Below are 24,577 nucleotides of genomic sequence, written 5' to 3'. Positions count from 1 at the left end.
GTCTTCTTACTGCCTGATCATTTCCCAGCCCGCTTTTTCCCGGTTTTTACCGACAGGTTCAACTCCACCGCCGCCCGGATCAGCGCCATCAGCGCTTCCTCATCCACCATGTCCCCTTCGTGAAAATCGATTGCCCGCCGCATATTGCCCTCAAGGCTCGAATTGAACAGACCCGCCGGGTCCGCGAGTGAAGCCCCCTTGGCAAAGGTCATCTTCACGGCACTTTTGTAGGTTTCACCGGTACACAGAATGCCCGCATGCGACCAGACCGGCACGCCGCGCCATTTCACTTCTTCAATCACCTCCGGATCGGCCTTTTTGATCAGCGCGCGGACATGCCCGAGCATGTCGCCCCGCCAGTCGCCAAGCTCCACGATCTTCCGGTCAATGAAGTCCGATGCTGCAATCTCCTCCGCAGCTATCGCCACCGTCGTTTTTGCCATGACACCCTCCCGATCTCACCGCGCCGCCGCTCCCGGCCTGCCTCGCGACTGTTTCATCTTTCAGCATAGACCAAATTTTCACGTCCTCCCACGCGGAACCAAATTCGCGCTTCACCGTTTCCTCCCCGAACGCAATGTTCAGCATACAAAGGGAAGAAACATCATGAAAATCAAAGTCATCGCGCTCGCTGCCGCGGCAGTGCTCTCTTCTTCCGTGGCTTTTGCCCAGACGGCAACCACGGCCCCTGCCGTCGGCGCGGATGCTACTTTGTCCGGCCCCGGCATCACCATGGGCACCAAGGCCACCGGCCCGCTGAAGTTCGTGAATGTCCAGAAGACCGATCTCACCGCCTCCCAGCTCGACGGTCTCGACATCTACAACGCCCAGAACGAAAACATCGGCGAAATCGAGGATGTCGTCATTGGCGACGGCAAGTCGGTGATTGGCCTTGTGGCCAGCGTCGGCGGTTTCCTCGGCATCGACAAGAGCTACGTGGTGCTCGACCCGGCCTCGGTCGCGGTCCACAACGACAACGGCACCTGGAAGGCCTATGTCGACACCACCAAGGAAGCGCTGCAAAATGCGCCGAAGCTCGACTACGACAAGCTGGACGACTGATTACCCCTGCAGTCGCAAGCTTGCCCCCGCGATCCGTCATCGCGGGGGTTTTTCATGCGTTATATTCCGGCCAGGCATCTGGCACTCCCATCGCACAGACCCTTGCCTGACAGCCCGCCTCTCGCCTATCTTCGGCTCGCAAATCACCAAGGATCCATGCGTGCCCGCCAAAATCGTCTCCGCCCTCACTACCAGCACCGTCATGATGTTGCTAAGCGCCGTTCCGCTGTCCGCGCAATCCACCGGCTGGAAACCCGCAGAGCAGATAAAAACCTATGCCCTCAGCGGCAATACCGGCGGTGCGTTGTACCAGTCGATCGGCGAACGCGGCCCGACCGCCGGTGTACAGGCGATCGCCCACACGACCTTCAAGCTGACCTGGCGGCGGGATTATCGTCCGCAGCCGGACGGCGCCTGTGTGCTGGCCACCGCAAGGCCCAATCTCACCATCATCTACACCTGGCCGAAAGCGCCGGCGCAATTGCCATCCGCCGTTGCCGCCAGCTGGAGAACCTTCATTTCCGGTGTCGAAACCCATGAGCGCGTCCATGGCGACCATATTCTCGACATGGTGCAGAAGATCGAAGCCTTCAGTACTGGTCTGAGGGCAGAAAACGATCCGAAATGCCAGAAGGTGCGCGTTGTCCTGCAGCAACGGCTAGGTGAGCTTTCCAACGAGCAGCGCCAGCGCGGCCGTGATTTCGACCGCGACGAGTTGTCCCCCGGCGGGCGGGTGCACAAGCTCATTCTCGCACTGGTCAACGGCCCCTGAAGAGCGATTATTCCGCCGCTTCGCCTTTCAGCAGCGGCTCGGAAAGCACCATGGTCTCCAGCTCATAGGAATAACCCTCGAGCATCGTATAGGCCTGCTCGATTGCCTCGATCTGAGCTTCCGCATTGCGGATGGCTTCGGCGATCGACTGGCTGCGGGCGCGCAGCATGGAACTCAGCACATCGGTCTCCGGCTTGCGGCCGAGACGATCCATGTGTTTGCGAACCCGCGTGCGGTGCCGTTCGAGTTCGAGAATATGGAAGCGGCTTTTGAGAATATCGTCGGTCAGCTTGCGGCGCATGGCCGCCACGGGATCAAAACTTCCCGGTTCGCGCTCATCCAGAATGAACTCGTTGACCAGTGTTTCCAGCATCAGCAGGCCCTTCAGGTCCTTGGCGTCGGCCAGCTGCGGGTCGTAACCGGTATCGTCGAACACCCTGCGCCGCACCGGGTCCTTCAAAAGCTCGTAAGCCGTCTGCAGCCGGGCGAATTGATCGGTATCGCCACCGCTGTCGGGGTGGGCGGCCTTGGCAACCTTGCGATAGGCCGACTTGATCGCCGCCTCGTCGGCATCACGCTCCACGCCAAGCAAAACATAGGGATCGATCACAAAAACACCTTCAAACGCAAACTGTTACCCGCATGCCTGATACCACCGTCACAGGACCTGCGGGCGGATCATAGGCCAAATCCACCCCGCGCGGCACCCCGCACCGGCGGTTAAACCGGCAAAGCCCACATAAAAGCCTCATGGCGCACCGCAGGACGACCGGCGGAAAAGCCCATGATGCCGAAATTTGTCGGACCCAAGGCGACTATAATGACAGGCGGGACAAAATTGTGGAAAGCGACAGCAAAACATGCCGCCACTCCACGCGTCGCCTTTGTGGCAGGCCACCGTAAAACACTTTTGCGAAGGCGTAAGGAGCGCGTTTTCAGGAGGTTATGGTGGAAACTCACCAACGGGTGTAAGCTCGGCTTTTGGATCTGAAGGGAGGGATGATCCGATGCCGCAAACCATTACCCAGACCGTCACGGACTATGTGCACGCCATGGCCTATGCCGATGAGGGCCTGATGCGTGACGTTTTCGATCCACGCGCCAACATCGTCGGCACCTTCGAAGGCGAAACCGAATGGCTGTCTCTGGAGGACTTCGTTGACCAGATGCGAAAAAACGAACGCGGCCTGCCCGATCACGACCCCACTTTCGAAATCATGGGCATCGACAAGGAGGGCGACAGCGCCTCGGTGAAGCTGACCACAAGTTTCGATGGCATGGATTTTTACGAATACCTGTCCCTGCTGGAACACGAAGGCAACTGGTCGATCGTGCACAAGCTTTACCACATCAAGCAGTAGCTGCGGTCAGGAAGAGCAACGGAAGTGCGAATGGGGCAGGCTCAAGCTATTGAAAATACTGGTGCCCCCGACAAGGTTCGAACTCGTGACCCCCTGATTACAAATCAGGTGCTCTACCAACTGAGCTACAAGGGCAATCCAGTGCCTTGCCAACTATCAGATTCTGACTTGGTGTAAAGCGAAAACTGATGACACGGCACCAGTGCATATCTTTTCCACATCACACGCGCCCATCGGTCCGAAGACCATCATCACGGCAAAGGCCCGGAAAATAAGCGAAGTATTTACGCAGCGCCGGTAAGATGGCGATGAAACATAACCATTGCAGTGAGAATTACGCCTCAGATGCGCGCGAGCATACAGAAAATACAGCTGACAGGCACGATCGTCATCGCCGCGAGTTCAATCCTGCTGGCCACTCTCGCCGCGGTGCCAAGTGTCTCCAATTATCTGCGTTACCGCACCAATGCCGCCCAGCTCACCCGTTTCGAAACCGCCCTTCAGTCCGCATGGCTGATCTCGGCCGAGCGCGGCCCTGCAAACAATCTGATGGGCGCACCCGCCCCCGATCCGAAGCTGGTCGAGGGACTTGCAGCTGCACGCAAGGCGACGGATGACAAGCTGTCGGAACTTGAAGTTTCCTTCATCGAGGAAATCAAGGCCCAGCCTGAATTCGCCAAATCACTTGCCGAAACCCGCCAGAAACTGGCGCAATCCCGCGAAGCGGTGGATCGCGTTGCCGCATCCCCCCCTTCCACACGCAGCCAAAGCGCCATGTCCAACGCGATTTTATCGATGTTCAACGCGGCTGATAGCGTCAACCTGCTGCGCGGCAAAGTGGCACGTGCCGTCATCAAGGTCACGCCCGACGTGGCGATCGACATCGCGATGACCGGCACCGCCGGCGTGATGCGCGACAGGATCGGGCGACTCGGCTCCTATGTGGTGATGAGCCTGCGGGCAAACAGGCAGGAAAAGCTGGGTTATCGCGCCAAATTCGATAATGAGATGCAGAGCCTGCTGTCGCTGAAAGCGTCGCTGATCAACTACACCGCCGCCTATCTGTCAACGCCGCAACTGGACACGGCGTTTCAGGATATGGAGACCTATTATTTCGGTCAGGCGCTGCGTTACGCGCAGAATACGATCGTGATAGCCATACCCTCCGCCCAGCCGGGCATTCTTGAATTCTCCAGGAACTATATTGCCGGCATGCGCTCGTCCGATGCGCTGCGCGATCTCATCCTCTCCGAAACCCGGGCAAGGCTCGAAAAAAGGAAGAATGAGGCTCTGGTGTTTGGCGGAGCATCCCTTCTTCTCGCCGCCTTCGCGGTTCTGGTTCTGCTGCGGCTCACGTCGGTCTATCGAACGATGCTGTTCCAGCCCATGCAATCCGTCCGGGCGCAGATCGCCGCGATCGCCGCCGGTGACCTTTCCGAAACCCGTTGTGAAGACAGGGTTGCCCCGGAAGTGAAGAAGATGTTCGAGGAACTTGATTTCCTGCGTGAGCAGCTTCGCCAGAAGGGCGAAATGGAAAACCAGCAGCGCGCGCTGGCAGAACAGCTGCGCACGCTCTCTGAAACCGATGCCTTGACGGGTGTCTTCAATCGCCGTGCGCTGGAACGGGCCGTTCGTGCCATATTGAGCGGCGAGGAACAGTATCAGTCGCTCGGCGTGATGATTGTCGATATCGACCACTTCAAATCGATCAACGACCGTTATGGCCACGCCATGGGCGACCTCGCGCTGCAAAAGACCGCGGGGCTTTTGCGCAGCGCATTGCGCAAGAACGATATTCTGGCCCGTTACGGCGGTGAGGAATTCGTCGTCGTGCTGCAGGACGTCAGCCACGCCACCGCGACGGCAACCGCCGACCGCCTTCGCCGCCTGATCGAAGCGCAGATGATCGATGAGCAGAGCGGCCTGTCGCTGACGGCAAGCTTTGGCGTTGTGTGGCAGGAAGCGCGGGCGATAAGCAGCTGGGACGAGTTGATCGCAATCGCCGACGACCGGCTTTATGAAGCCAAGCGCGCCGGCCGCAACCGAGTCTGGGCCACTTATTTCCCAAAGGTCGCCAACGGATAACCGGCATCAATCGGTATGCTGCCGGCGGCTAAAGCATTTCCACTAAAAACGGAATCGCTTTTATTTTGGAAAAAAACTTAAAAACAAATAGTTATAGCGCTTTCACGTTTTGAAGAGACGCAGAAATTCTCTAGATCAAGTCCAGCGTCATCACGACAGGGCAATGGTCGGAAGCCTTGGGACGGTCCCAGCCGGTGCGCGGATAACGCTCCACCTGCTGCCCCGGCGGAAAGATGGTGCGATACGGCTGGCCCGCCCGGATGATTTCAGGAGCCCTTGTAGCATTGATTTCAGCCAGACGCGGTGAAAGCCAGATATAATCCAGCTGGCACAGGTGCTGCTCCTGCGGCCCACGCGAATGGTAGAGTGTCCAGCGATCCATGACATCGCGGCGCAGCATCGGATTGGTGACGAAATCATCGGCGGTGAAGACATCGAGCGCGCTCCTCGCCTCCTCAACGGGCGCAAAACTATAGCCGTTGCGCCGGTCGCCGGAAATCGCCACACGCTCCTGATAGTCGTTCATATCGCCGCAAATGGCGAAATTCTTGTTGCGCGTATTGCCGACACCCCAGCGGTTTTCGATGATACGGCGCACGGCCATGGCTTCCGCCTCGCGGATCGGCATGGTGGCGAGCCGGGCGTCGACGGGGTCGCGGGAATTGGTCATGGATTTGAAATGCGTGACGTAAAGCGTCAGCGGCTTGCCGCCGATCCGAAGGTCAATTTCCAGGCAATCCCGTTTGAAAATCTTGTCATCGATCTGGTTGGTCGCAGCCAGCGCCGGATTGAAGAGATCGAGATTGCGATAGGTCAGCGCCGCATGGCTCTTGATGTCGACCACCTCGATCTTGTCGCCATCACGGGTCTGCTCGCGCATGACGACGGCGACGTCGATGCCGCGGCTGTCATTGCCCTCGACCAGATATTTCTGCAGATAGCCATTGCCGACCATGCGGTAAAGATAGCCATATTCGAAGGCCTGCAGCGCGGCCATGTTATCGACTTCCTGCAGGCAGAGAATATCCGCATCCGCGTCAGCTATGGCGAGCGCCGAAAGCTGGCGCGTATCGTCAGTTGAGGAGACGGTCCGCGCGCTTTCCAGCGCCTGATAGGTCGCCTCGTCCCTGATATCGAACAGCTGGATCGCCCTGTCGCGCCGTGTCTGGTTGCGAAAACCGGTGAAATCGAAACGGGTGAGAAGATTTTCGATATTGAAGGTGGCAAGCCGAAGCGACATGTTTCATTCCTGTTGCTGGAATAGGAGCTTAGCCGCTCCAACCCTGCCTCGCCAATAGTCTAAAGACGCCACGCCGCACGAATCGCAACCGGCACGCGATCTCCGACAGCGACCGCTTCCCGGGAATAGGCCCGAAGCGCCTGCCCGTCTGGCAGGTCGAGACGGAGAGCATAACGCTCGCCCTCGTAAAGAACCGAAGTAACTGTGCAGCTGACACCCTCCGCGTCCCGCACCACATCCTGCGGCCGCACGAGAATATCCGCCTGCGGCAAGTGTCTGCCACTCTCCATCGCCGCCCGAAGTGTCGTCCAGTCAAGATCGCGCGCAACCCCTTCCGCTACCGGCAGGGTCAGGATCGCCCCCTGCCCCACCAGCGAACCGACAAGCCTGCCCTCTGGCCGCGCATAAAGTTCTGCCGGTGCCGCCACCTGCAACAGCTTGCCCTGCGACATGACGGCAACATCGGTGGCGAGCGCCATGGCTTCGGCCTGATCATGGGTGACATAGATCATCGTCGCGCCGGAGCGGATGTGGAATTCGCGAAACGTCTCTTCCATCTCCTGGCGCAGATGGCGGTCGAGATTGGCGAGCGGCTCGTCGAGTAGCACCACATCAGGCTCGGTAACGAGGCAGCGGGCGAGCGCCACGCGTTGCCGCTGACCGCCGGACAATTCGGCAGGACGGCGGTCCGCAAAACTTTCGAGACGCACGGCGGCCAGCGCCTGACGGACCTTTTCGCGATATTTCTCGCCCGAAATGCCGCGGACTTTCAAAGGATAACCGGCATTGTCCGCAACCGACATATGCGGCCAAAGCGCATAGGACTGGAACACCATCGCCATGTTGCGCCGCTCCGGCGGCACCATGCTGCCGCCATCGGCCAGCACGCGTTCGCCAAGCAGGATGGAGCCGTCGGTCGGCTGTTCGAAACCGGCAATCATGCGCAGCACCGTCGTCTTGCCGCAGCCGGAAGGGCCGAGCAAGGCGAGAAAGCCGCCGTCGCGCACGGTGAGCGACACGTCGTCGACGGCGGGCTTCGATCCGGATCCGAAATTTTTCGACAGGCGGTTGAGGATCAGTTTCGCCAAGGGACCACTCCTTTCGGCAGATAGCGCCCCAGAATTTCGAGCAGCAACATGAGGAAAATCACCATGATGACGACGAGCACCGAAAGTGCCGAAGCAAGATCGAAGCTGCCGCTGTCATCAAGATTGTAGATGAGCACGCCGAGCGTCTGCGTGCCGGCCGACCACAGGAGCGCCGAAACCGTCAACTCGTTGCAGGCGATCAGGAAAACCAGGATGACCGACGCCCCCGCCGCAGGCCCGACCAGCGGCAGAATGATATCCGTGAGCCGCCGCCAGAAACCGGCGCCGGACAGCCGTGCGGCCTCTTCCAGCGACGGATCGAATTGCAGGAAGGCGCTTACCATGGGCTTCAGGCTGACGGCGAAGAAGGAGGAAAAATAGGCGAGCAGAATGATCCAGATCGTGCCGTAAAGTGTGAAGCCCAGCAGCGGAATGGGGGCTGCGAACAGCAGCACGAAGGACACCGAGATAACTACGCCCGGCAGCGCATAGGGAATATCCACCAGCGCCGAGAGCAGGAACATGAAGCGGCTTTTGCCCCGAACCAGAAAATAAGCGGTCAGCACCGTCACCGCCAGCAGGCAAAGCGATGTGGCGGTTGCCAGAAACAGCGAATTGCGGAAGGCGGTACGGGTGACACTCTGGCGATAAAGCAACTCCTCATAGGCATGCAGCGTCGCGGTCTTGAGGCTGAGCGGCACGCCATAGGCGGGAGCGAGCGAGCTCGCCATCAGCGCGGCAAGCGGCGCAACCAGCATGAAGAACAGCACAAGCCACAGGGCAAGCTCCGCCGGGACCCGCCAGCGCGCCAGCCCAAACGTCGCGGCCTTGCCGGAAAGGCCGATGATCCGATAGTCCCTGCCCTTCATCGCCCGCTCCTGAAGCGCAAGCCCGGCGACCGAGATGATGGCGATCATGGTGGAGAGGATGGCGATATCGCCGAAGGTGCTGGTGCCGAAACTGGCGAAACGGCTGTAAATCAGCGTCGGCAAGGTAAAGATCGAGCCAGGTATGCCGAGGATGGCCGGAATGCCGAAATTGCCAACATTGGACACGAAAGAAATCGCCGCGCCGGCGATCAGCCCCGGCGTGGAAAGCGGCAGGATGATATCGACCAGCACACGCCGTGGCGAAGCACCGGAAAGCTTGGCGGCCTCGATGCCATCCTGTGGCAGGGCCAACAGACCGGCGCGCAGCGACAGATAGACGAGCGGCGCATGCTGCACGCCGAGCAGCAGCGCGATGCCCGCAATGGAATAAAGCGGCTGCGGCGATCCCATCGGCGGCGCAAGGCCGATGGCCTTCAACAACGTACTCGACGGGCCGGTCATGCCGATCCACGACAGCGCCGTCACCTGCGGCGGTATCATCATCGGCAGCATGAACAGGAAGCTTAAAATCGACTTGCCGCGAATGTCGCAAAGCGTCAGCGAAAGCGCAAAAGCGCCGCCAATCGTCAGCGAGATCAGCATGCCGAAAAACGAGGTGGAGAGTGTGTTCAGCGCCGCATCCCAAAGGGCTGGATCCGCGAGAAGCCGCCATATGTCACCATTGAGTGATGAGATGATGCCGGTATAGGCGAGCCGGCCGAGCGGCAGGGCGCTGAGTGCGAAAACAACACTCACCACAAAAGGAAACAGCCAGCGCGGCTGGCTGTTTCCATAGACACTTGAACGGGACATGCCGCTATATCAGCCCTTGGAGCCGAAGATATCGGAGAAGGTCTTCAGATCCTGTTCGGAGTTCTTCAGCGCATCAGCGGCGCTGAGCGGCAGAACCTTGATCTTGTCGCGGGCCGGGAAACCTTCCGGCATGCCGGCGTCAGCCCGCACGGGGATATAACCGAGCTTGACGAAGCCCTGCTGGCCTTTTTCCGAAAGCACGTAGTCAACAAACTTCTTGGCCGCTTCTTCGTGCTTGGTGCCCTTGATGATGGCAACCGGCTCGGTGACGGCCGATACGCCCTCTTCCGGGAAAACGAACTCGACCGGAGCGCCCTTGGCCTTTTCACGGATCGGCATGTAATCGACGACGACGCCATAGGCCTTTTCGCCCGAAGCGACGGATTTCAGAACCGCACCGTTGCCGCCGCCGGCAATGGCTTCATTGGCCTTCAGCTGCTTGTAATAGTCCCAGCCGAGACCATCGGCAGCAGCAAGTGTCTGCGCATGGATCAGCGCCGCACCCGAGGTCAACGGGCTTGGCATGGTCACGAGACCCTTGGCTTCGGCCTTGGCCAGATCCTTCCAGCTCGTCGGCTTCATCGCGGCAGCGGTGTTGTACATGATACCCGTCGTGATGAGCTTGGTGGAGTAATAGAAGCCATCCGCATCATAGAGCGAAGCGTCGATGTTCTTGGCTTCGGCAGACTTGTGGGCCAGCAACTGGCCAGCCTGCTTCATGCGCTCGAGCGTTACGGTGTCGGCGATCAAGAGCACGTCGGCAACCGGATTGCCGGCGCTGATCTCAGCCATCAGCTTGGCCATGATCTTCGGCGTTCCGTCACGCACCCATTCGACTTCAAGACCGGGATTGGCAGCCTTGAAACCATCAACGGTCGCCTGCGCGTCCTCGTTCGGCTGGCTGGTATAGAGCACCAGATCGGCGGCATTGGCAGCGGTGGCGATGAAGCCGAGCGATACGATGGCGGTGAAAGCGGAGAGCAGCGTTTTCATGGGGTCGGTCCCTGTTGTTTGGTGGGACCGCTTAAACATGCTTGCATAACATGTATGTGACAGGCAGGATTTTTGGGGTGTGATCTCTACAGCAAGGTAGACATTGTGGCTTACCCCCCTCTGCCCTTCCGGTCATCTCCCCCACAAGGAGGGAGATTGGCAAGAGGCTCTCTTACCACTTCATTCTCTAACGTTGAGATGGGCAAAAACATAGCCACGGGTCGATCTCCCCCCTTGTGGGGGAGATGTCCGGCAGGACAGAGGGGGGTGAAGCCACACCCTCCGCCATTGCCGATAGCACCATCAAATCGCCGGAAGCACCTCACCCGTTTCCGCCTGCGCCGTCGTAATCAACCGACCCAGCCGCATCATCCCCTCCTCGATCATCGCCTCGTTGGCGCAGGAGAAGCTGATGCGCAGCGTGTTCGTACCCGAGCCATCCGCAAAGAATGCACGACCGGGAACGAAAGCCACCTTTTCCGTGGCGATGGATTTTGCCAGCAGTGCGGCGCCATCCATGCCTTCCGGCAACGTGACCCAGATGAACATGCCACCTTCCGGTTTCGTCCAGTGCGTGCCCTTCGGCATGTACTTGTCGAGCGCGGCCAGCATCGCATTACGGCGGGCGCTATAGGCGGCCTTGATCTTGGCCACCTGCTTGTCGAAGCCGCGCGAGGCGACGCGTTCGATGGCGATCTGGTTGATGGTCGAGGAATGCAGGTCGGCGGCCTGCTTCATCAGCACCAGCTTGCGGATAACAGGTGCGGAAGCAACGATGTAACCGACGCGAAGGCCAGGGGCGAGCGTCTTGGAGAAGCTGCCGCAATAGATGGTGCGGGTATTCTCGATGCCACCCGAGCGGGCGATATCGAGCGCCATGATCGGCGGCACCGCCTCGCCATCGTAACGCAGCGACTGATAGGCGGCATCTTCGATGACGGCGATGTCAAGCTCGTCGGCCAGCGCCAGAACCTTTTCACGGCCGGCCAGATCGACGGTTTCGCCGGTCGGGTTGGAGAAATCGGCCGAGAGATAAGCGAACTTCACCGCACCGCCATGCTTGGCGGCGGTTTCGCGATAAGCCTCCGGCGTGCGGTTGCCGCCCGGATTGAGCTGATCGTAATTCGGCTCATAGGCGTTGAAGGCGGAAAGCGCGCCGAGATAGGTCGGCCAGGTCACCAGCGCCGTGTCCTTCGGCGACAGGAACAGCTTGCCGAGATAATCAAGACCCTGCTGCGAGCCGGAAACGATGAAAACATTATCGGCGGTGCAGTCGATGCCGATCTCGGCCATCTCACCCGCCAGCCATTCGCGCAGCGGCTTGTAACCCTCGCTGACAGAATATTGCAGCGCTGCATTGACCTGCGCGCCGGAAAAAATTTCCGCATAAGCCTGCTGGAATTCCTCTGCGGGGAAGAGAGCCGGGTCCGGAATGCCGCCGGCAAAGGAGATGATATCAGGCTGTTCGAGCAGCTTCAGCAACTCGCGGATTTCAGACGCTTTCATGCGCGAAGAGCGCGTGGCGAAAATTTGTTCCCAATCTAGCATAGGTACGTTTCCTCTTGTGTCGTTTTTATGCGTGCATCTTTACAGAAATGTCGATATGTCAGCAATACTGACTTATCAGTTTTTCGAATTATTTCTGCCTCCCTGCACATTGCCCGCAACCGGCCCTCCTTGAGGCCCGATTTTACGGACAAAGCCAAATACACCCTCCCGCAAAGCTTGCCAATCTTCCGTTTGCGATTGACGCGGCAAGCTTTTCCGGGTGGATTGCGGGCCACGCCGCGATGCGGCGAAAGCATCCATGGAGTGAGACGACATGCTGAAAAATATCGACCCGGCGCTGAATGCCGATGTGCTGCATGCGCTGCGCGCCATGGGTCACGGCGATACGCTGGTGATCTCCGATACCAATTTCCCGTCCGATTCGGTTTCCCGTCACACCACGGTCGGCAGGGCGCTACACATCGACAATGTCTCCGCCGCGCGCGCCATGAAAGCCATCCTGTCCGTACTGCCGCTCGATACGCCGTTGCAGGCCTCGGTCGGCCGTATGGAAGTGATGGGCGCACCCCATCAGCTGGAGCCGGTCCAGGCCGAGGTGCAGAAGGAAATCGACGCGGCCGAGGGGAAGTCCGCTCCTATGTATGGCATCGAACGCTTTGCCTTTTACGAAAAAGCGAAGCAGGCCTATTGCGTCATCACCACTGGCGAGACGCGGTTTTATGGCTGCTTCCTCCTTACGAAGGGCGTCATCCAGCCGAAGTAAGCGGCTACTGGTAATGGAAGCGGCACTGAATAATTTCCAGCTTTTGCTCGCTTCCAGACCCGGACACCCGATAGACAAAGCGATGCTCGCCGGTAATCCGCCGTGACCAGTAACCAGCCATGTCGCCCTTCAAGGGCTCCGGCTTTCCAAGCCCCGAAAAGGGTGTTCGCTTCGCATTTCGAATAAGGTCGTTGATTTTCTCGACCATGCGCGCATCGGTTCTCTGCCAGAACTCATAATCGTCCCATGAACTCGTGGTCCAGACGAGTTTCATTCTTCGGTCGGGTCCCGCTCGACGGTATCACCACGTTCAAGCTCCTGCATGGAAGCACGAAGCCGTGACGCATTTGCAGGGTTGGATAGCAGATGCAACGTTTCCTGCATGCTTTCATATTCCCCTTCTGCAAGAACAACGACCGCCTCTTTGCCTTGCCGCGTGACAAGAAGAGGAGCGCGCGTCTCCAGAACCCGGTCGAAATGGGTCGCGAAGTTCTGACGGAATTCCGTAAATCGCACATTTGCCATGGAAGCTGCCTTTCGGAAATATGTACATATTTATGTACGTATTTGACGACGAAAGTCAAGGTTACGTAGTTTAGCCCGGAACGAAAAAGCCGGAGCTTTCGCCCCGGCCTCCATATCTTCCACCAAGCAATGAAGCTTAGTTGACGGCCTTGTCGACCAGCTTGTTCTTGCCGATCCAGGGCATCATGCCGCGCAGCTTGGCGCCGACTTCTTCGATCTGGTGAGAGTCGTTGTTGCGGCGGATACCCTTGAAGCGAGCGCCGCCGGCCTTCCATTCCTGCATCCACTCGGTGGTGAACTTGCCGGTCTGGATGTCGTGCAGAACGCGCTTCATTTCAGCCTTTGTTTCAGCGGTGATGATGCGCGGACCGGTGACGTATTCGCCCCACTCTGCCGTGTTGGAGATCGAGTAGTTCATGTTGGCGATGCCGCCTTCATAGATCAGGTCGACGATCAGCTTCACTTCGTGCAGGCACTCGAAATAGGCCATTTCAGGCGCATAACCGCCTTCGACCAGCGTTTCGAAACCGGCGCGGATGAGTTCGACGAGACCGCCGCACAGAACGACCTGTTCGCCGAAGAGGTCGGTTTCGCACTCTTCCTTGAAATTGGTTTCGATGATGCCCGAACGGCCGCCGCCAACGCCGCAGGCGTAGGAGAGAGCGAGTTCAAGAGCATTGCCCGAAGCGTTCTGGTGAACAGCAACGAGGCAGGGAACGCCGCCGCCCTTCTGGTATTCGCCGCGAACCGTGTGGCCGGGGCCTTTCGGTGCGATCATGACGACGTCGAGCGATGCCTTCGGCTCGATGAGGCCGAAGTGGACGTTGAGGCCGTGTGCGAAAGCAATCGCTGCGCCATCGCGGATGTTGCCGGCAATGTCGGCCTTGTAGATGTCGGCCTGCAATTCGTCAGGCGTCGCCATCATCAGGAGGTCGCCCCACTTGGCGGCTTCGGCAACGGTCATGACCTTGAAGCCGTCGGCTTCGGCCTTCTTGACGGTCGGCGAGCCGGCCTTGAGCGCAATAACGACGTTCTTGGCGCCGGAATCCTTGAGGTTCAGCGCATGGGCGCGGCCCTGGGAGCCGTAACCAACGATGACGACATTCTTCGCCTTGATGAGATTGAGATCGGCATCACGATCATAATAAACGCGCATTTTATGGTCCTTCCCTGATACTTGTATCTGTTGTCTTAACCGGAACCTTAAGCGACCTTGCCACCCAGTTCCGAATGTACCTTTTCCGTGCCGTAGAGGGTCAGAAAGGCGACGACCGCCTTCTTTGCCCGGGCGGAAAAATCCTTGTCCGGCGCCTCGCCCAGCAGCATGCGCACATGCAGATCCGAAACGATGAGACCGTAAAAACCGCGATATGCCTCTTCGGCATCATCGAAACGCAGGTAGCCGGAACGGCGACCCGCTTCGATCAGTCCACGGGCGCGACGATCGATCTGGCGACGGCCGCGTTCCAACAAAAGATCGCCGAGCTTGGAACCGTCACGGCTAGCCTGCCCGATGGCCAGACGGTTGAGCGCCAGCGACACGTCACCCGCGAGCACATCGAGCAGATCATGGGCGAAAACCTCGAGATGATCGGCAAGCTGCGGCGCGGAAACGCGGTCACCCGCCTTCTCGAAAGTGCGGACCTTGCTCTGCTGAAAGGTGATCATCGCCGCCAGCAGGCCGTCCCGGTCGCCGAACCACTTATAGAGGCTTTCCTTGGAACAGTTGGCGGCGCGCGCCAGCCCCGATGTGGTGAGCGCTTTTTCGCCGCCCTCGACCAGAAGACGCAATGCCTGGTCCAGAACAGCGTTCTGACGCGGCGAAAATTCCTGCGCTGTGATCGGGTCGGAAGCCAAGTCTTTCCACTCCAGGAGCTCGATTAATGTACCGTACGGTACGGTTCGAGCGCCATTTAAGCGGAGGCAGCGTTGCGGTCAAGCGGATTCTTCGGGGGATAAGAAGAATTGACGCGGTGCGGCGTAGTAGGAAATGGCGGTGGGGGGGGCTTCTTTGGGCGGTTGCGCGTTGGTAGCGGAGCGATGGCGCGTGGGGCTTACCCCCCTCTGCCCTGCCGGGCATCTCCCCCACACGGGGGGAGATCGGTAAGCAGCTTTGGCCCTGCTTCATTCTCTGTCCTCAAGATGGGCGAAGCGTAGCGGCATATCGATCTCCCCCCCTTGTGGGGGAGATGCCCGGCAGGGCAGAGGGGGGCAAGCCCCACGCGCCATCGCTCCACCATGCATGGACATCTACCCAGCCGCAATCTCGCGCGAAGCGTCGATATCCCGCGACGGCGACAATCCGTAAAAGCGGCTATATTCGCGGCTGAACTGCGACGGGCTCTGGTAACCGACACGATGGCCGGCCGTGCCCGCATCCAGCCGCTCCGCAAGCATCAGCCGGCGTGCCTCATGCAGCCGCAACTGCTTCTGATACTGAACAGGCGTCATGGCCGTGATCGTCTTGAAATGGTGATGGAAAGACGAGACGCTCATGCCGATATGCTCGGCAAGATCCTCGATGCGCAGCTGGCGCGCAAAATTCTCACGCAGCCAGGCGATGGCGCGGGCGATGCGATTGCCCTGGCTGCCGGCCGCGATGATGTTCATCAGCTGCCCGCCGGCTGGTCCGGTCAGGATGCGGTAGAGGATTTCCTGCTCGATCAAGGGCGCCATGGCGGCAATCTCTGCCGGACGATCGAGCAAACGCAACAGCCGGATGGCCGCATCCAGAAGCTCCGGCGTGGCGGCATTGACGACAATACCGCGCTGCGCATTCGCGGGCTCCGTCGGCGTATCGATCGGCACGCGACGCATGAGGTCGAGCAGCTTCTCGCTGTCGATGGCAAGCGCGATACAGAAATGCGGCGCCTCCCTGCTCGCCTCCACCACCCGCCAGGCGACCGGCAGCTCAAGCGAGGTCAGCAGATAGTCGCCAGCGCCGTAATTGATGGTATCCGTTCCCAATTGAACGCTTTTCGACCCCTGTATCACCATCGCAAGACAGGGACGATAGCTGCCGTGACACGGCGCGCTCGGCGCGGTGCGCCGGCTGATGCCGAGGGATTCGATGGCCGTCTGCACCTCACCGTCACGGGTAGCATGTCGTGCGGCGATGGAGGCGATCTCCTGATAGACATTGAACGGCAAGGACATGAGGGGAATCCCTTAAGTGAAGGAAGAGACGCGTCAGATGCCACTTATCTAGAAAGCCACCGGACTTCCGCAAAGAGCATGCCCGCATATTTTTTGCAGGATCGTGCAAAAAGCTCGGAGGATCGCTCTAACGCAGCGCCGCACTTCCATTGCATATTCCGCCGTCCCCAACCCCTCGATAAGGATATTCAAATGGCTACTGCAAGAGGTTACGCTGCGACCGACGCGTCCAAGCCGCTTACCCCGTTCACCTTCGAACGTCGCGAGCCGAACGACGACGACGTCGTCATCGACATCAAATATGCCGGCATCTGCCACTCGGACATCCACACCGTCCGCAACGAATGGAAGAATGCCGTCTACCCGATCGTTCCCGGCCATGAGATTGCCGGTGTCGTGAAAGCCGTCGGCTCCAAGGTCACGAAGTTCAAGGTCGGCGACCACGTCGGCGTCGGCTGTTTCGTCGATTCCTGCGTCGGCTGCGCCACCCGCGATCTCGACAATGAACAGTACATGCCCGGTCTTGTCGGAACCTATAACTCCGTCGATAGAGACGGCAAGACCGCCACGCAGGGCGGTTATTCCGACCACATCGTCGTGAGGGAAGACTACGTTCTGTCCATTCCGGACAACCTTCCGCTCGACGCTTCCGCGCCGCTCCTCTGCGCCGGCATCACGCTTTATTCGCCTCTGCACCACTGGAATGCCGGTCCGGGTAAAAAGGTCGCGATCGTCGGCATGGGTGGTCTTGGCCATATGGGCGTCAAGATCGGCTCGGCCATGGGCGCGGATATCACCGTCCTGTCGCAGACGCTGTCCAAGAAGGAAGACGGCCTCAAGCTGGGCGCAAAGGAATATTACGCCACCAGCGACGCTTCGGCCTTCGAAAAGCTAGCAGGCACATTCGACCTGATCCTCTGCACCGTTTCGGCTGAAATCGACTGGAACGCCTACCTCAATCTCCTGAAGGTCAACGGTACTATGGTGCTGCTCGGCGTGCCGGAAAATGCGATCCCCGTCCATGCTTTCTCCGTCATTCCGGCCCGCCGTTCGCTTGCCGGCTCCATGATCGGCTCGATCAAGGAAACCCAGGAAATGCTGGATTTCTGCGGCAAGCACAACATCGTGTCGGAAATCGAAAAGATCGATATCAAGGATGTCAACGAAGCCTATGAGCGCGTGCTGAAAAGCGACGTGCGCTACCGCTTCGTCATCGACATGGCGTCGCTCGACGCCTGATGGCCGTCAAGACAGCCAACTGATAAAAAAAGGGCGGGAAGCGATGCTTCCCGCCCTTGTCCTTTGCCGGCCCGGCCCTCAGGCCTCGTCCTTCAGCGTCTCTTTCTGGGTAATCAGCCGCGCGCTGTGCTGGCCGCTCAGATAAATCCACAGCCAGCTCCACGCCACAGCCAGCCGCGAACGCGTTCCGATCAGGAAGTAGATGTGGGCAAGGCCCCAGATCCACCATGCCAGAACGCCCTTGAGCTTGAACCTGCCGAAATCGATCACCGCTGCGCGTTTGCCGATGGTGGCGAGATTGCCCTGGTGGCTGTAGCGGAAGGGTGCAGGCGAAGGTTTGCCGGAGAGCCGGGCCTTGATGACCTTCGCCACATAGGCGCCCTGCTGCTTTGCCGCAGGTGCGATGCCCGGCACCGGTTTGCCGTTTTCCTGATTGACGGCGGCCGTATCGCCAATAACGAAAATATCAGCGTCATCTTCCAGATTGAGGTGAGGTCCGACGATGACACGCCCGGCCCGGTCGGCGGCGGCATCCAGCCATTTAGCAGCGGGAGACGCCTGCACGCCGGCGGCCCAGACAACCGTGCGGCAGGGATAATGGGTCTCGCCCACCGTCACGCCTTCATCGCTGCAGGCCGTCACCGGCGTACCGAGCAGAACCTCGACGCCGAGCTTCTCAAGCGCTTCCTTGGCATAAGCAGAAAGATCCTCGGTGAAAACAGGCAGGACGCGGGGGCCGGCCTCGACAAGCAGCACGCGGGTCTTTCGGGTATCCACATTGCGGAATTCCGGCGGCAGCGCCTTGTGGGCCAGTTCGGCGATCATGCCCGCCATTTCCACGCCCGTCGGTCCGGCGCCGATGATGACGAAGGTCAGCAGCGCCTGCCGTTCCTCTTCGCTGGTGGCAAGCTCGGCCCGTTCGAAGGCCAGAAGCAGACGGCGGCGGATTGTCGTCGCATCCTCCAGCGTCTTGAGGCCGGGGGCGGAACGTTCCCACTCGTCGCGGCCGAAATAGGCGTGGCGCGCGCCGGTGGCCAGCACCAGCGTATCGAAACCGATCACCTGGCCCGAACTTAAATGCACGGTCCGCGCCGCCCGGTCTATGCCGGTCACTTCCGCAAGCAGGGTCGTTACCTCCTTGCGGTCGCGGTAAAGATGGCGGATCGGCCAGGCGATTTCGGATGTCGCCAGCGCCGTTGTCGCAACCTGATAAAGCAGGGGCTGGAACAGGTGATGGTTGCGGCGATCGATCAGTGTGATGCGGACAGGGGCTCCCTCCAGCCCGTGTACCAGTTGTAAACCGCCGAAGCCTCCACCCACGACGACAACATGAGGTTCTTGCATATGTCTCTGCCTTCAAAAGCGCGCGCACGGAGCATGCGCAAGCCAAAGCATAGGCGAAAAAATTGACTTTGGTTATGAAATAGGCTGACCGCAGGCCTGACAAAAACGCCGGACTGTTTCAGCCATGCCATATTCCAGCGCATCCGCCGTCAATCCGTGGCCTATAGAAACTTCAGCCAGATAAGGAATGCGTTTCATCAGCCTGGGCAGGTTCGCGACAGTCAGGTCATGGCCGGCATTGACGGCAAGCCCGAGTGCCGCAGCATGGTCCGCCGTCTGTCCCAGCTTCTCAAGAAGCGCCTCGCCCTTTTGCGGATCGTCAAAGCAGCCGCCATAGGGGCCGGTGTAAAGCTCGATACGCGCCGCACCCGTTTCAGCCGCCAGTTCCACCGGCTCGCGTTCCCCGTCACCATCGGCAAACAGCGAAACCCGCATGCCGCCGGCCTTCAGGCGTCCGACGACTTCCTTCAGGAAAACGTCGTGCTTGCGGAAATCCCAGCCATGGTCCGACGTTGCCTGCGAGGGATCATCCGGCACCAGCGTCACCTGTTCCGGCTGGGTCTTTTCGCAAAGAACGAGAAAATCCTCGGTCGGATAGCCTTCGATGTTAAACTCCGCCTTGGGGAAGCTGTCATCGATCAAAGCGCGCAGCACCGGCAGGTCTGAAAAGCGGATATGGCGCTGATCGGGACGAGGGTGTACAGTCAGGCCGCTTGCACCCGCAGCGAGTGCCAGTTGTCCGAAATGCGCGACATCCGGCCACGGAAGATCGCGGCGGTTCCGCAGCATGGCGATTGCATTGAGATTGACGGAAAGTTTTGCGGGCATGGCGTCTGGCTCCGGTTCGGAATCTGCATCCTGTTTCACGCAGGTTGACGCTGACCGCAAGGAGGCCGATAAAATTTTTTGGAATACGGGAACGAAAACACACAATACACGTTACGGTTCTTATGTAGCGTTTGGCATGATGTCTTGATCAGAAGACAGATCGTTGCGGGGGAACAAGCGACGGATGTCTTTTAAAAGCAGGCACGCCGCCAAAGAGCGCAAAGGGGGAAACGATGCAGGATGGCCGTATGCCGTTTGAAAACGGCGACGAGGACAAACCCAATCTAAGGCTCAGCAGCTTTTTACCGGACATAAGCCTGCCCTCTTTCCTGCCCGCCGAACCGGTGCCCATTGCCGATATGGCCAATATCTTTGGAGTGACCCACCGAACGCTTCATTTTTACGAAGAAAAGGCGCTGCTAACCTCGAAGCGCATCGGCCAGATGCGGGTCTATACCCACCGCAACGTCCAGCGCATGGCCGTCATCAACGTCTGCCGCGAAGTCGGCATTTCGGTTGCCGCCATTACCGAGATCATGGAAAAACTCGTCCGCTCGCTGTCGCAGGAAGAGGCGGACGACATATTTCACGTCGCGCTAAGGCAGCGCAAGAGAGAATTGACCGCCGAGCTTTCCACCCTTCAGCGCCAGGCCCAGCAGATCGAGGAATTGCTTGTCAGCGATGGCGATGCGGATGGCTTCGACGGCGCTGAAAGCGGTCCGGCCAACGACATCGCCCTCACCGATACCGAACGGAAATGTCTGGAATTGATGGCGGAAGGTTATGCCCCGGTGCGGCTCGCCCGGGCTCTTGGCCTTTCGGGCAGCGATCTCAACCTGCTTGAGGCAAAAATCATCGGCAAATTCAGCGCCAGCAACCGTTTTCAGGCGGTCGCCAAGGCGGTTCTGCTTGGCGTTATCCGGGCTTGAAAGCATGTGCAGGAAAAGTGCGCAGCACGTCCGGACAAGGCGCAGAAAAGGAGATTGAGCAAATGCTCTATCTCAACGAACGATGGTAAGCGTCTCTGCCGCGCGGGTAATGGCGGTATAAAGCCATCTTTCGCGTGAATCCCGGAACGCATAGCTCTCGTCGAAAAGAACCACATTGTTCCACTGCGAACCCTGCGCCTTGTGCACGGTCAGCGCATATCCGAAATCGAACTCGTCGTAGCGCTTGCGGGTGGTCCACGGTATTTCGGTCTCGACATCCTCAAACGCCGCCTTCAGCAATTTGATCTTGGCTGCACCGCGATCCATATCGTCGTCTTCCGGCCGGATCATCAGATTGATGCCGGGCTTCACCGTCTCGCGCGACGAACTCATCACCTGCCAGAGCGAGCCGTTCAGCAGGCCCTTGGCCGGATCGTTCCTGAGGCAGACCAGCTTGTCGCCCGATTGCGGGTAATCGGCCGAAAAACCCTTGAGTTCGCGAAGCCGCTGATTATAACGCCGGCGCGTTCGATTGGTGCCGACCAGCACCTGATCGGCTTCCAGCACCAGCGACTGCGTCACCTCGGATTTCGAAATCACCTGCGCCGTGCCGTAGTCGCCGCGCATGATCTCGCGGCCTTCGCGCACATCCATGGCAAGATGGATGATGGGATTGTCCTTGGCCTGACGGTGGATTTCCGACAGAAGATAATCCGGCTCCTGCTCGGTAAAATAACCGCCGCCCGATACCGGCGGCAGCTGCCCCGGATCACCAAGCACGAGGATCGGCGTGCCGAAACTCATCAGATCCTTGCCAAGCTGTTCATCCACCATCGAACATTCGTCGATGATGATCAGCGCCGCCTTGGCAAGCGGGCTCTGGCGGTTGATGGAGAACATCGGCGCGACCGAGGTCTTGCCGGTTTCCTCGTCTTCAACCGTTTCTTCGCCACGCGGTCGGTAGATCAGCGAATGGATGGTGCGGGCGTTGGTCGCCCCGCGCGAACGCAGCACCTGCGCCGCCTTGCCGGTGAAGGCCGCAAACAGCACCTCGCCATCGACATTTTCCGCGAAATGTTTGGCAAGCGTCGTCTTGCCCGTTCCGGCATAACCGAACAGCCGGAAAACCGGCGTCCGGCCTTCCTTCAGCCAGCGGGAAACAGCCTTGAGCGCTTCGTCCTGTTGCGGTGAAAATAACATGCGCCCTCATCGCAGGATTCGAGCACCCTGCGCAACAGAAAAAGAACGAAAGATGAATCGTGAGACCATAATGCGGCAATAAAACACGGCTGGTTTCTAAACCACGGCGGCTATCATGCCGTGCATGAAGATATTGATTCTCGGCGCGACAGGTTTCATCGGTTCGGAGGTGATGCGTAGTCTCCATGGCAGAGGCCATTCCGTCACCGGGCTGGCCCGCTCCGTCAGACACGGCAAAGACAAGTGGCCTTTCGCGAACTGGATTTCCGCCGATCTCGCCCGCATGACGCAAGCCCCAGACTGGGAAGTGCTGGTCAGGGGTCATGATGCCATCGTCAATTGCGCCGGCGCGCTTCAGGACGGTCTTTCGGACGATCTTGCCGCGACGCACGAAAAAGCCATGCTGGCGCTTTACGAGGCGGCGGCGCAGGCGGGCGGCAGGCTGCTGATCCAGATATCGGCCCGCACGGCGGGAGCGGCAGCCGACCTGCCCTTTCTCGCCACCAAACGCCGCGCCGATGGAGCACTGGCCGCAAGTGGCCTGCCTTATGTCATTCTCCGGCCTGCGCTGGTTGTCGGGCGCAATGCCCATGGCGGCACGGCACTGGTGCGCGCGCTTGCCAGCTTTCCCCTCATGCTGCCGCTCGTCAATGGCACGATGCCGGTCCGCACGGTCGCGGTCGAGGATGTGGCGGAAGCCGTCAACGCGGCGATCAACGGCGACATTCCACCGGGCAGCGATCTCGAACTTGCTGCAGACGAAGCACTGACATTGCAGGATGTGGGCGTCACCCACCGGCAATGGCTCGGCCTCACCCCTGCCCCTGTCATAAACCTTCCGGCAGCCTTCATGCGGCCCGTCAGCCTTGTGGCGGATGCCGCGGGCGCGCTCGGCTGGCCCTCGCCGCTGCGTTCGACCGCCATGACAGTCATGTCGGAAGGCATCGTGACGGAGGATGAGGCGCGACCGAGGACGTTGTCACTCAAGACATTGACGCAAACGCTGGCCGCCCACCCCTCCGGCGTGCAGGACCTGTGGTTTGCCAGATTATATCTGCTCAAACCGCTGGTCATCCTCTGCCTGTCTCTATTCTGGTTGCTGTCCGGCCTCGTGCCGCTGCTGAACATCAATGGAGCAGCGGCGCATTTTCTGCCCTTCATGCCGCAGACACCGGCCGTGACCCTCACACTCGCCACCTGCCTCATCGATATCGCCCTCGGCGTCACCGTCCTGCTGCGGTCGCTCGCCAGAAAGGCGCTCATCGGCATGCTGCTGGTCAGCGCCGCTTACCTCGCCGGCGGTAGCCTGCTGGAGCCGGGCCTGTGGCTCGATCCGCTCGGTCCCCTCGTCAAGGTTCTGCCTTCCATCACCCTGACGCTTGTTGCCCTTGCCACGCTGGATGAACGCTGATGACGCTTGAGGAACTGCTGCGGCTTGCCCATGTCATCGGCGCAACGGTGCTGTTCGGCACCGGTGCCGGCATCGCATTTTTCATGGTCATGGCACGGCGAACGGCAAACCCGGCGCTGATCGCCCATGTCGCCGGCACCGTCGTCATTGCCGATACGATCTTCACCGCCACGGCGGCGATCATCCAGCCGGTGACCGGTTATTTTCTCGCGCGCATCATCGGCTGGCCGCTGACCGAAGGCTGGATAGCCCTTTCGCTTGGCCTCTATGTCTTTACCGGCGTCTTCTGGCTGCCGGTGGTGTGGATCCAGATCCGGCTGCGCAATATCGCCCTAGACTGCGCCGCCACGGGACAGGCCTTGCCGGCGCAGTGGTTCCGTCTTTACCGCATCTGGTTCGCCTGCGGTTTCCCCGCCTTCTTCGCGGTTGTCGGCATCATCTGGTTGATGCTCACCAAACCGGATATCGCCCTGTTCGGCTGATGCCGCTCAATGGGCCACCTGCTTTTCGACAAGCTGCGCCAGCTGCTCCGCAACCGTGTTCCAGCCGTCGAAGAAACCCATCTCCGCGTGCTTATCGCGATCCCCGGAGTTTCGGTGCATGGCATAGGCCACATATTCCATACCCTCCGGGTGATCACGGAACGTCATCACGGCGGTGAGGAACGGGCGGGCGGAGGGGCGGAAACCCGAGGTCAGCGCATCGGTGAAAACCAGACGCTCGCCATCATCCACCACCAGAAAACAGCCGCTTATATGGTCGCCAAATGCCTTGCCGTCCTCGCTGTAGCGCGTCTCGAACGCGCCGCCGGGGTGAAGCTCCATCTTCTCGACGCGGCACTGGCCGGGATGCGGTACCCACCATTGTTCAAGACTGTTCTTATCGACCCATGCATTCCAGACGAGCTGTCGCGGCGCCCTTATGATCCGTGAAATCTTCAGGTCGAGATCGGGATTGAAAGTTTCGGTCATGTGTCATTCTCCCGTTTGCGTGTGGCGGCCATATCTTTTTGCGCCATGACGAATTGTTCGAGCCGGTCCGTGCGGCCTTCCCAGATGGCGCGCTGTTGCGACAACCAGCCATCGAGCATGGAAAACCGCTGTTTCTCCAACGAGCAGAACCGCACTCGGCCCTGCTTGCGGGTCACGATCAGCCCGGCCTCTTCCAGCTGGCGAATGTGTTTCATGAACGATGGCAAAGCCATATCGAAAGGTTCGGCCAGCGTTCCGATGCTCGCTTCCCCACCGCCCAGCTTCAAAATCACCGCCCTGCGGGTCGGATCGGCAAGAGACTGGAAGATATCGTCGAGCGCGGCTGAATAGTTTTCCATAAGGCTAACTATCACGATAAAATACTTAGCTCAATGGATAAGTTTTAAAATCACAAAAAT

Annotated in this window: 26 protein-coding genes and 1 tRNA gene; 9 read left to right on the top strand and 18 right to left on the bottom strand. The window is 59.5% G+C overall.

The features are described from left to right. Window positions 1–17: 17 nt before the first annotated feature. Entirely contained in the window at window positions 18–443 is a 426-nt protein-coding gene (locus JZX89_RS09955) for a DUF1801 domain-containing protein (RefSeq protein WP_207133975.1), read from the bottom strand. A 163-nt stretch (window positions 444–606) separates the two neighbouring features. Here JZX89_RS09955 and JZX89_RS09950 point away from each other — a divergent pair, with 163 nt between their 5' ends. After that, window positions 607–1,062 carry a PRC-barrel domain-containing protein gene (locus tag JZX89_RS09950; protein ID WP_207133974.1) on the top strand — a complete coding sequence of 152 codons (456 nt, stop codon included), beginning with the start codon at window positions 607–609 and terminating at the stop codon, window positions 1,060–1,062. A gap of 202 nt (window positions 1,063–1,264) precedes the next feature. Further along, entirely contained in the window at window positions 1,265–1,834 is a 570-nt protein-coding gene (locus tag JZX89_RS09945) for a DUF922 domain-containing Zn-dependent protease (protein ID WP_207134043.1), read from the top strand. A 7-nt stretch (window positions 1,835–1,841) separates the two neighbouring features. Here JZX89_RS09945 and JZX89_RS09940 read toward each other — a convergent pair whose 3' ends face one another. After that, window positions 1,842–2,444, bottom strand: coding sequence for a J domain-containing protein (locus JZX89_RS09940; protein WP_149900255.1), 603 nt, complete (start codon window positions 2,442–2,444; stop codon window positions 1,842–1,844). 397 nt (window positions 2,445–2,841) lie between these two features. Here JZX89_RS09940 and JZX89_RS09935 point away from each other — a divergent pair, with 397 nt between their 5' ends. Then, complete coding sequence (locus JZX89_RS09935) at window positions 2,842–3,195, top strand: nuclear transport factor 2 family protein (protein ID WP_207133973.1); 354 nt, start codon at window positions 2,842–2,844, stop codon at window positions 3,193–3,195. Window positions 3,196–3,254: 59 nt separating this feature from the next. On the opposite strand, the gene JZX89_RS09930 is transcribed toward JZX89_RS09935, so the two are convergent. Then, window positions 3,255–3,330, bottom strand: a tRNA-Thr gene (locus tag JZX89_RS09930). A 210-nt stretch (window positions 3,331–3,540) separates the two neighbouring features. Here JZX89_RS09930 and JZX89_RS09925 point away from each other — a divergent pair. Further along, the gene (locus JZX89_RS09925; protein WP_207133972.1) at window positions 3,541–5,280 is read left to right on the top strand and encodes a GGDEF domain-containing protein; all 1,740 of its coding nucleotides are present in this window, start codon (window positions 3,541–3,543) and stop codon (window positions 5,278–5,280) included. A 130-nt stretch (window positions 5,281–5,410) separates the two neighbouring features. On the opposite strand, the gene JZX89_RS09920 is transcribed toward JZX89_RS09925, so the two are convergent. The 5 genes from JZX89_RS09920 to JZX89_RS09900 form a co-directional block, all read right to left on the bottom strand. Then, window positions 5,411–6,520, bottom strand: a complete 1,110-nt coding sequence (locus tag JZX89_RS09920; RefSeq protein ID WP_207133971.1) for an endonuclease/exonuclease/phosphatase family protein — start codon at window positions 6,518–6,520, stop codon at window positions 5,411–5,413. A gap of 59 nt (window positions 6,521–6,579) precedes the next feature. Continuing rightward, window positions 6,580–7,608 (bottom strand): ABC transporter ATP-binding protein, encoded by a 1,029-nt coding sequence (locus JZX89_RS09915; RefSeq protein WP_207133970.1) that lies wholly within the window; start codon window positions 7,606–7,608, stop codon window positions 6,580–6,582. Next, complete coding sequence (locus tag JZX89_RS09910; protein ID WP_207133969.1) at window positions 7,596–9,290, bottom strand: ABC transporter permease; 1,695 nt, start codon at window positions 9,288–9,290, stop codon at window positions 7,596–7,598. The genes JZX89_RS09915 and JZX89_RS09910 overlap by 13 nt, the downstream gene beginning before the upstream one ends. 9 nt (window positions 9,291–9,299) lie before the next feature. Beyond that, window positions 9,300–10,283 carry an ABC transporter substrate-binding protein gene (locus tag JZX89_RS09905; RefSeq protein ID WP_149900249.1) on the bottom strand — a complete coding sequence of 328 codons (984 nt, stop codon included), beginning with the start codon at window positions 10,281–10,283 and terminating at the stop codon, window positions 9,300–9,302. A 303-nt stretch (window positions 10,284–10,586) separates the two neighbouring features. Next, window positions 10,587–11,831 carry an aminotransferase-like domain-containing protein gene (locus JZX89_RS09900; RefSeq protein WP_149900248.1) on the bottom strand — a complete coding sequence of 415 codons (1,245 nt, stop codon included), beginning with the start codon at window positions 11,829–11,831 and terminating at the stop codon, window positions 10,587–10,589. Window positions 11,832–12,105: 274 nt separating this feature from the next. On the opposite strand from JZX89_RS09900, the gene JZX89_RS09895 reads away from it, so the two are divergent. Beyond that, on the top strand, window positions 12,106–12,555 hold the full coding sequence (locus tag JZX89_RS09895) for an RbsD/FucU family protein (protein ID WP_207133968.1): 450 nt from the start codon (window positions 12,106–12,108) through the stop codon (window positions 12,553–12,555). A gap of 4 nt (window positions 12,556–12,559) precedes the next feature. Here JZX89_RS09895 and JZX89_RS09890 read toward each other — a convergent pair whose 3' ends face one another. The 5 genes from JZX89_RS09890 to JZX89_RS09870 all read right to left on the bottom strand — a co-directional run bounded on the left by JZX89_RS09890 (window position 12,560) and on the right by JZX89_RS09870 (window position 16,236). Next, window positions 12,560–12,829 carry a Txe/YoeB family addiction module toxin gene (locus tag JZX89_RS09890; RefSeq protein WP_149900246.1) on the bottom strand — a complete coding sequence of 90 codons (270 nt, stop codon included), beginning with the start codon at window positions 12,827–12,829 and terminating at the stop codon, window positions 12,560–12,562. After that, on the bottom strand, window positions 12,826–13,080 hold the full coding sequence (locus tag JZX89_RS09885) for a type II toxin-antitoxin system Phd/YefM family antitoxin (protein WP_142840208.1): 255 nt from the start codon (window positions 13,078–13,080) through the stop codon (window positions 12,826–12,828). Before JZX89_RS09885 ends, JZX89_RS09890 begins: the two co-directional genes overlap by 4 nt. A 136-nt stretch (window positions 13,081–13,216) precedes the next feature. Beyond that, window positions 13,217–14,236 (bottom strand): ketol-acid reductoisomerase, encoded by a 1,020-nt coding sequence (gene ilvC, locus JZX89_RS09880; protein ID WP_149900245.1) that lies wholly within the window; start codon window positions 14,234–14,236, stop codon window positions 13,217–13,219. 47 nt (window positions 14,237–14,283) lie between these two features. Beyond that, on the bottom strand, window positions 14,284–14,937 hold the full coding sequence (locus tag JZX89_RS09875) for a TetR/AcrR family transcriptional regulator (RefSeq protein ID WP_110760222.1): 654 nt from the start codon (window positions 14,935–14,937) through the stop codon (window positions 14,284–14,286). Window positions 14,938–15,330: 393 nt separating this feature from the next. Then, a complete protein-coding gene (locus JZX89_RS09870; protein ID WP_149900244.1) occupies window positions 15,331–16,236 on the bottom strand; it encodes an AraC family transcriptional regulator in 906 nt (301 codons plus the stop codon). Between the two features lie 192 nt (window positions 16,237–16,428). Between JZX89_RS09870 and JZX89_RS09865 the strand changes: the two genes are divergently transcribed. After that, window positions 16,429–17,475 (top strand): NAD(P)-dependent alcohol dehydrogenase, encoded by a 1,047-nt coding sequence (locus JZX89_RS09865; protein ID WP_207133967.1) that lies wholly within the window; start codon window positions 16,429–16,431, stop codon window positions 17,473–17,475. A 78-nt stretch (window positions 17,476–17,553) separates the two neighbouring features. Here JZX89_RS09865 and JZX89_RS09860 read toward each other — a convergent pair whose 3' ends face one another. Together JZX89_RS09860 and JZX89_RS09855 are read right to left on the bottom strand one after the other, a co-directional pair. Next, window positions 17,554–18,819: an NAD(P)/FAD-dependent oxidoreductase gene (locus tag JZX89_RS09860; RefSeq protein WP_207133966.1), complete on the bottom strand. Its 1,266-nt coding sequence runs from the start codon at window positions 18,817–18,819 to the stop codon at window positions 17,554–17,556. Window positions 18,820–18,891: 72 nt separating this feature from the next. Further along, window positions 18,892–19,647 carry a pyridoxine 5'-phosphate synthase gene (locus JZX89_RS09855; protein WP_149900241.1) on the bottom strand — a complete coding sequence of 252 codons (756 nt, stop codon included), beginning with the start codon at window positions 19,645–19,647 and terminating at the stop codon, window positions 18,892–18,894. Window positions 19,648–19,880: 233 nt separating this feature from the next. Between JZX89_RS09855 and JZX89_RS09850 the strand changes: the two genes are divergently transcribed. After that, window positions 19,881–20,576 carry a MerR family transcriptional regulator gene (locus tag JZX89_RS09850; protein ID WP_207133965.1) on the top strand — a complete coding sequence of 232 codons (696 nt, stop codon included), beginning with the start codon at window positions 19,881–19,883 and terminating at the stop codon, window positions 20,574–20,576. Window positions 20,577–20,648: 72 nt separating this feature from the next. On the opposite strand, the gene JZX89_RS09845 is transcribed toward JZX89_RS09850, so the two are convergent. Further along, complete coding sequence (locus JZX89_RS09845; RefSeq protein WP_174373508.1) at window positions 20,649–21,776, bottom strand: ATP-dependent DNA helicase; 1,128 nt, start codon at window positions 21,774–21,776, stop codon at window positions 20,649–20,651. Window positions 21,777–21,900: 124 nt separating this feature from the next. Here JZX89_RS09845 and JZX89_RS09840 point away from each other — a divergent pair, with 124 nt between their 5' ends. Both JZX89_RS09840 and JZX89_RS09835 read left to right on the top strand, forming a co-directional pair. Further along, a complete protein-coding gene (locus JZX89_RS09840; protein WP_207133964.1) occupies window positions 21,901–23,187 on the top strand; it encodes an SDR family oxidoreductase in 1,287 nt (428 codons plus the stop codon). Next, a complete protein-coding gene (locus JZX89_RS09835; protein WP_207133963.1) occupies window positions 23,187–23,669 on the top strand; it encodes a DUF2269 family protein in 483 nt (160 codons plus the stop codon). Before JZX89_RS09840 ends, JZX89_RS09835 begins: the two co-directional genes overlap by 1 nt. 6 nt (window positions 23,670–23,675) lie before the next feature. On the opposite strand, the gene JZX89_RS09830 is transcribed toward JZX89_RS09835, so the two are convergent. Beyond that, on the bottom strand, window positions 23,676–24,158 hold the full coding sequence (locus tag JZX89_RS09830; RefSeq protein WP_207133962.1) for an SRPBCC family protein: 483 nt from the start codon (window positions 24,156–24,158) through the stop codon (window positions 23,676–23,678). After that, a complete protein-coding gene (locus JZX89_RS09825) occupies window positions 24,155–24,517 on the bottom strand; it encodes an ArsR/SmtB family transcription factor (RefSeq protein WP_207133961.1) in 363 nt (120 codons plus the stop codon). Before JZX89_RS09825 ends, JZX89_RS09830 begins: the two co-directional genes overlap by 4 nt. Window positions 24,518–24,577: the final 60 nt, after the last annotated feature.

Source organism: Agrobacterium burrii (assembly GCF_017313405.1).
In the GTDB taxonomy this organism is placed as follows: Bacteria; Pseudomonadota; Alphaproteobacteria; order Rhizobiales; family Rhizobiaceae; genus Agrobacterium; species Agrobacterium burrii.
The sequence above is the reverse complement of the archived record's forward strand: the minus strand, read 5'-3'. Positions and strand labels throughout refer to the sequence as shown.